5 protein-coding genes and 1 pseudogene are annotated in these 6,309 nt (G+C 53.4%); 1 reads left to right on the top strand and 5 read right to left on the bottom strand.

All coding sequences use genetic code 11. From position 1 onward, the window contains the following. Window positions 1–240: 240 nt before the first annotated feature. Entirely contained in the window at window positions 241–399 is a 159-nt protein-coding gene (locus CKO42_RS28370; RefSeq protein ID WP_242479694.1) for a hypothetical protein, read from the top strand. A gap of 75 nt (window positions 400–474) precedes the next feature. On the opposite strand, the gene CKO42_RS25345 is transcribed toward CKO42_RS28370, so the two are convergent. The 5 genes and pseudogenes from CKO42_RS25345 to CKO42_RS25325 all read right to left on the bottom strand — a co-directional run. After that, window positions 475–1,668, bottom strand: coding sequence for an IS630 family transposase (locus CKO42_RS25345; protein ID WP_207148829.1), 1,194 nt, complete (start codon window positions 1,666–1,668; stop codon window positions 475–477). Window positions 1,669–1,917: 249 nt separating this feature from the next. Then, window positions 1,918–2,838: a hypothetical protein gene (locus CKO42_RS25340; RefSeq protein ID WP_200251664.1), complete on the bottom strand. Its 921-nt coding sequence runs from the start codon at window positions 2,836–2,838 to the stop codon at window positions 1,918–1,920. A 6-nt stretch (window positions 2,839–2,844) separates the two neighbouring features. Continuing rightward, window positions 2,845–4,656 (bottom strand): Mur ligase family protein, encoded by a 1,812-nt coding sequence (locus CKO42_RS25335; RefSeq protein ID WP_242479695.1) that lies wholly within the window; start codon window positions 4,654–4,656, stop codon window positions 2,845–2,847. Window positions 4,657–4,858: 202 nt separating this feature from the next. Beyond that, on the bottom strand, window positions 4,859–6,025 hold the full coding sequence (locus CKO42_RS25330) for a DegT/DnrJ/EryC1/StrS family aminotransferase (protein ID WP_200251651.1): 1,167 nt from the start codon (window positions 6,023–6,025) through the stop codon (window positions 4,859–4,861). A 90-nt stretch (window positions 6,026–6,115) separates the two neighbouring features. After that, window positions 6,116–6,309 (bottom strand): annotated as a pseudogene (locus CKO42_RS25325) (IS630 family transposase); the annotation flags it as partial.

Below are 6,309 nucleotides of genomic sequence, written 5' to 3'. Positions count from 1 at the left end.
TCGGTCGCACAACACCCGACGGCGTTAGTCGCCTCCAGAATGGCTTCCTCCATCTCCATCAGGCTGCCACTCAGGCGCACCGTCACCTCGACTGTCACTTCGTCATCCGAACGTCGGATCACTTGCGTCACATTCGCCACCCTAAGATCATTTAAATCAAAAGGTTACAGCGTACTCCTTAAGGCGACATCATTGCAAGGCTGCACCCCCAAGCATGCCTCTTGGCTGAACCAAATTGAGATGTGGTTCTCCATCTTGGCGCGCAAAGTGATCCGCCGCGGCAACTTCCTCTCGGTCGATGATCTCCATGAGAAACTCGCCAACTTCATTGACTTCTTCAACGACAAGCTGGCCAAGCCGTTTCGCTGGACCTATACCGGGAAGCCACTCGCGGCTTGATTGGCTGGTCAGTATCAGGATTTTTACAGCAAAGCACTAGTGGTCCGGAGTGGAAATCATGAGGCAGTTGTTCATTCATGCTGCGAGCGGCTTTCCCTCATAGGTCCAACGGAACGGCTTGGCCAGCGTGCGATTGAAGAAGTCGATGAAATCGCTGATGCGCCTCTCCAGATCCTCCACCGACGTGAAGTGGCCGCGGCGTAGGACTTTGCGCGCGAGGATGGAGAACCACATCTCGATCTGGTTGAGCCAGGAGGCATGCTTGGGCGTGAAGTGGAAGACGATGCGGTGACTCGGGTCACTGAGGAACGCGGTGCGTGTGGCCATCGATTCGAGGATGCCGCGGCGGCCCTTGACGCCGAGATCGCCGGTGTAGCCGATCAACTCAGCGATGAGGCGCACAACCTCCTCGGAGCAATGGATGTTGAGGTTGTCCATGACCAGGTGCCACTGCGTCCCGGCTGCGCGCTGGGCGAACAGGGCGGCGAGGTAGGTGGCGAAATCCTCCGCCGTGCGGGTCGGACCGATGTGGTGGAAGACCTTTCCGGTGACCACGCAGAAGGTGGCGATCAGGGTCAGCGTGCCATGGCGGATGTATTCGAACTCCTGACGTTCGGCACGCCCGGGGCGCACAGGCTTGGTCGGCGCCGCTCGCTCCAGTGCCTGCACGCCGGTCATCTCGTCGATGCTGCACGTCTCGATGCCCTCGGCAGCCCGCTGCGGGGCGAGCCGATAGGTCTCGCAGACATCCTGACAGCGCTCGGTGAAGTCGCCGTCGCGTGGGGTGTTGATCCACCCTTGCACGCGATGGGGCTTGAGATCGACCTCGCGCAGGAAGCGCCCGATCGAGTGCGGGGAGATGCGCTCCACGATCTCGCGCTCGATCGCCTCCGCGGCCAAGTCCGGATAGGTCCAGCGCGTGAGCGTCACCCCCTCGCGCACGGGCGTCTCGCAGGCGAGGGCGATCAGCGCGCAGATCTGCTCGGGGGTGAAGGTCGCTGGCGTGCCCGGGCGCGGCTCATCGCTGAGGCGCTGCTCCAGCCGTTGATCGGCACGCTCGCGCCAACGTCGGCGCCAGCGTTGAACCAGTGAGCGACTCACCTGCAATGCGGCAGCCGTCTCGCTCACGTTACGGCCGGCGTCGGCTTCAAGAATGATCCGCGCCCGGGTGGCGAGTTGTTGCGGCGTTTTGTGCTGACGAACCAACGCCTGCCGTTGCGTGCGTTCGCGATCGGTGAGGGAGACAGGTTCTGGAGTACAGCGTGGCATCGTTGGTGATTTGCTTAATCATGAAAACCAAACCAGATAATAACGATATCGTTGACAGATCCCAAACTGTATCAGCATTTCCATACTAGACCACTAGTTCAGTGGCGAACACCGGAGGCGTCAGTGTTGGTGTTGGTGTTGGTGTTGGTGTGGCTGTGGGCTTGAGAACTATCGGCTAACAACTCAAGTTTCAACTGCTTTCTCAAAAGCTACTGATAACATGATGGTTTCAAATTTGGAATTGCTGGTCTAGCAGGAGAAGCGTAGTTCGGACACGAAAAATGTCGTATAGTTTTCAATATAGTCCCTTAACGCAGTGCACAATGCTTCGAGATCGGGTGCGATCCCTTTTCTCCAGCACGGTGTTGTGATTCCGTGATAGCTCAAAACCGTTTTACTCAGCATATCGCCGATAGCCGCACTTCCTCTTCGGTATGGCATGGCGTGACTGAACCACCAATGTATCTGTGCGACCATGCCGATGATAGCTGCAAGAGTCTCATCCGTTTTTTCCTGCGTCTCAAGCTCAAGGGTGATGATAAGCAGTCTCTGCAGATGCTCCCATATATGGGGAAGTAGGGGAATACGGGTATGTAGCCAGTGCGTCGCATTCGTCTCTGTAAGCTCCATGCGCAAACCATTCGAAGAAACAACACTCCACTTCCTTTTGTTCCGTCCATATACACATAACTCCTGATGTAGCAACCCGTCTTGAAGGCGCTCCGCGTATGATCTGTAAGGTTTAATATGGTGCGGCGTATAATTACGGGCGCGTTTCGTAATATTTTTCGTGCGAGGCAGTCCGACTGGTACGCCTGAAAATCTTGAGGCCATCCAGCGTTCCAACTGATAATCGATTGCATAGCGCCGAAGGTGGCTTGCTAGAATGAAATCGCATATATCCCTGCATGACCACAGCGTATCGGGCTGCGGAAAGTAGTGCGTGTAGTAGTACAGTGCTTCGGGTTTCATCGACTCGGGTGCACCCTCTTTGGGAAGCATCTCAAGAAACGATGTACGGATCTCGGCGCATTCGCGCTCGTTCAAGCCAAAGCGCAAGGCCAAAACCGAACGAGCAACCGCAATATCCATTGTAGCAGCCCAACGCAGGTCGTGCCTTTGCTGATCCCTCTCCAGCAGTGATACGAAAAACCTGTGACTCATCGACATGGTATGTCACGCTTGCTCACTCTCATAATTAGCTTTCGCGATTGTCTCTTTAAGGTACGGTGTCACGAGTTTCAAGTCTTTATTGTTAGGCGCTTTAATAAAAAGCAGATCATCACCTTTAATAGCTGACGCAACTGTTTTGAGCCCCTCTTCGATGGTTTGAAAAAGATGATATGCAATCTGCGATTCTTGTAATGCCGGCATGGCAACGTCAAATTCATGCTCACCTACTAGAAAAAGCTCTTCGAAGCCAAATGCGATCAACCAGTCGATCAATTCGATGTGATGCCGCTCCATATGTTCGCCCAGTTCCCTGTAGGCTCCTATGACAGCTATCTTTCTACGATATGTCGTGCATTTATAAAGTTCGTCAAAAGCCACCAAATCAGCATACATCGATCCTGGATTTGCCGTATGATGGCTATCGAAAACACCCAACAGCCCTTTGTCGGCACACAACTTCAGATATTGACCACGGCCATTCATCGTCTTAAATCCGGCTAGACGTGTGGCGGCTGCCGCAACGTCGGATCCGCACAGCTTGATCGCGGTGAGAACAGCCAAGGCCATTTTGCTCCAGTGTCTACCATAGAGCGGAACCGTCATGGTATGGCGTTCATCAAGAACGATAGCTTCGATATAAGTGCCTTTCTCCGTAACGCTCCAATCAACAATACGCGAATTGCAGTGATCAGAGAAACCGAAACGGACAATGACATGTTGGAGCTCGCGATACGGATCGCTCTCAATTGCTCTACTGATGATAGGGCAATCACCGTCTATCAGTAAAAAGCCGTTTTCGTCAAGTCCCTCGGCAATCTGCAATTTTTTTTTGGCGATTTCCTCAATGGATCCGTAACCACCAATATGGGCAGGGGCGATCGACGTAATAATGGCAATGTGAGGTCTAATGATAGAAGACTGTACATCGATAGCCGATCCGTTGACGCCTAGCCCGCATTCGTAAACACTGACATCCGTCTGCAGTGGCGTATTGATCATCACATCTGATGCAACCAGGAAACTATTTGAAGTACCCATCGTTCTGCTGACCAGTTTTTGATGCGAAAGTCCTTCGGCGATCATTTCTTTAACCGAGCTCTTTCCGGCCGAACCCGTTACCGCGACAAACATTCCTGCCGCATGTCTCCGTGCATAATGAGCTAGCAGGGCTATCGACCGGTTTACCCGTCTGACGACAAGCAGCGGCGTTCCCTCCGGAAAGCCTGCTTCAGGGTTGTCCGTCAGGATCGCGTGGTTGACCAGCGGCTTAGCAAGATAAGCTGCCTCTGCAGCAGAATCTCTCTTGGCAACAAGCAGATTCATCCCCCGAAGGCGCGTCGGAGAGAATACAAGCCGATCAAAAGACACCTGACCAGCGGCACCGACCCACTCGCCTTCTGTGATTTCTGCTAGCAACTCCATATTCAGATAATTGAGAATGGTTCTGGCGTAGTGATCAACACTCAGTAAAAGCTCCATTGTGTTCTGCGCGTCGGTTCGAGTGATTGCGCGGAACAGTGCCAGCGCTTCGGCAGTTTCAGCGGTATAGGTGTCTCCGGCAAGACGCGACAGCAGCCGCCATTGACGCCGCAGAAGGATTTCAAGATCGAGTACCCTTTCGTTTTTTAGTCCGACATAAAACTCAAGATCGCTACTGAGCATCTCGCACATACGTGATATCTCAGTGACGTCAATACCGTGCCGCTCCTTGATGTAGCTGCGCGCCAGTGAAACAGCTTCGGACAACTTCAGCTGCGATCCCTCAAAGCGTCCTAGCAGTTTCAGGCTGCCGATAAGCGCACGTTCCATATCCATACCTTCCACATTACCTCGCTCAATCATTTCGTACTACCGATTCCCCGCTGCATGCAGGAAACGATGATGCTCTCTTAACTGGTCATTCCCCCAAACTTAGCAATCTTTGAATGGCTGGAAACATTTTACGAGAGCCTCTACGATATACATGGCGCAACTTTATCGGCCATTTCGACGGGAGTAGGAAAACCGGCTAAATGGATCAAGTCTCGGCCAGAATTTCGTCGATGGTGTGAACCACCGTTTTACCAATAGCATTGATCGCCGATGCATCGAAGAAAAGCTTCAATCGCATATCCACAGTTCGCGAAATCATGTTCCGCGTCGCAGGACAATCGTGCTCTGCGTGCTCGAAAAAACCCCAGTTCCAGAAGCAGCGGGCGTTTCCGCCGGTGAAAATATCGATCTTGACGGCTCGTTCGATAAGCCGTGATCCAATGCGGGCGATCTGGTCATCGGTCAGCCCAACAAACTCCCACTGGATCGAATCGGATGCAGGACGAACCCCATCGGTAAAAGAGGGAATACGGATGTTTGGGTGCGCTCCAATAATTTCTACAAGCTTGCCATAGTTGGCATTAAAGCGTTCCGCCCGCGCTTCGACCTTGGATATCTGCGGCAGTAAAGCGGCAGCGGAAAGGTTCGACATCCGAAAGTTGTAGGCGGGGTAGCGGTTCGTCATATCAGCGAGACGCGCCTCGTCTTCATGAGTTCCAAAGTGTTTTTTCCAATTATCTTCGTAACAGCCTGCATAGAGCATGGTCTCGAATGCGATTTGCTTTTCATCGGTCACGAAAAGCCCTCCTTCACCGCCGTCGATCATCTTGTTCGACTGCGCGCTGAATGCTCCCGAAATACCGAAGGTACCAGTCTGCTTCCCTTTGTAGAGCACGCCAAGACTGTGCGCGGCGTCTTCGAGAAATAAAACGTTATAGCGCTCGCATAGCTTCATGACGCGGTCGATGTCGGGCACCCGACCGCGCATGTAGGAAAGCATAAGTGCTTTGACTGTGCCATCGGCAATTTTGCGCTCGAAATCGCCCAGATCCATCACGTAATCTTCGGTCATCTCCACAAGCATGGGTGTAGCCCCCACATGGACGACCGCGCTGGGAACGGCGATGAAAGTGAACGAGGGGATGGCTACGCGGTCGCCTGGCGCAACCCCGGCAGTGACCATGGAAAGAAACAGTCCGGAACTGCAAGAGTTAACAGCGACGCAGTAGCGGCTGCCAACGGCTTTTGCAAAAGCGTCTTCAAGACGCGAGGTGATGCTCTCATACGGCACCTCGCAGTCGTATCGAAAGAGGCGCTCGGCTTCGATGGTCTTAAATACGCTGCGTTTGACATCATCGTCGAGCATTCTCATCGTAATTGTTCCCCTGTTCGGCGCATCGAGTCGTGCGCTAAACAACGTATCTAGTGCTCTGCTGTGAAAATCCTAATACCGACCAGCCAATCAAGCCGCGAGTGGCTTCCCGGTATAGGTCCAGCGAAACGGCTTGGCCAGCTTGTCGTTGAAGAAATCAATGAAGTTGGCGAGTTTCTCATGAAGATCATCGACCGAGAGGAAGTTACCGCGGCGGATCACTTTGCGCGCCAAGATGGAGAACCACATCTCGATCTGGTTCAGCCAAGAGGCATGCTTGGGCG

Origin of the sequence: Lamprobacter modestohalophilus (assembly GCF_016583905.1) — a bacterium.
GTDB classification, from domain to species: Bacteria; Pseudomonadota; Gammaproteobacteria; order Chromatiales; family Chromatiaceae; genus Lamprobacter; species Lamprobacter modestohalophilus.
Note: the sequence above shows the minus strand (reverse complement) of the source record. Positions and strands in the feature narration are given on the sequence as shown.

Excerpts from the sequence above, each read along its gene's own strand:
- CKO42_RS28370 (WP_242479694.1), top strand. The coding sequence starts at position 241 with ATGTGGTTCTCCATCTTGGCGCGCAAAGTGATCCGCCGCGGCAACTTC.
- CKO42_RS25345 (WP_207148829.1), bottom strand. The coding sequence starts at position 1,668 with ATGCCACGCTGTACTCCAGAACCTGTCTCCCTCACCGATCGCGAACGC.
- CKO42_RS25340 (WP_200251664.1), bottom strand. The coding sequence starts at position 2,838 with ATGTCGATGAGTCACAGGTTTTTCGTATCACTGCTGGAGAGGGATCAG.
- CKO42_RS25335 (WP_242479695.1), bottom strand. The coding sequence starts at position 4,656 with ATGGATATGGAACGTGCGCTTATCGGCAGCCTGAAACTGCTAGGACGC.
- CKO42_RS25330 (WP_200251651.1), bottom strand. The coding sequence starts at position 6,025 with ATGAGAATGCTCGACGATGATGTCAAACGCAGCGTATTTAAGACCATC.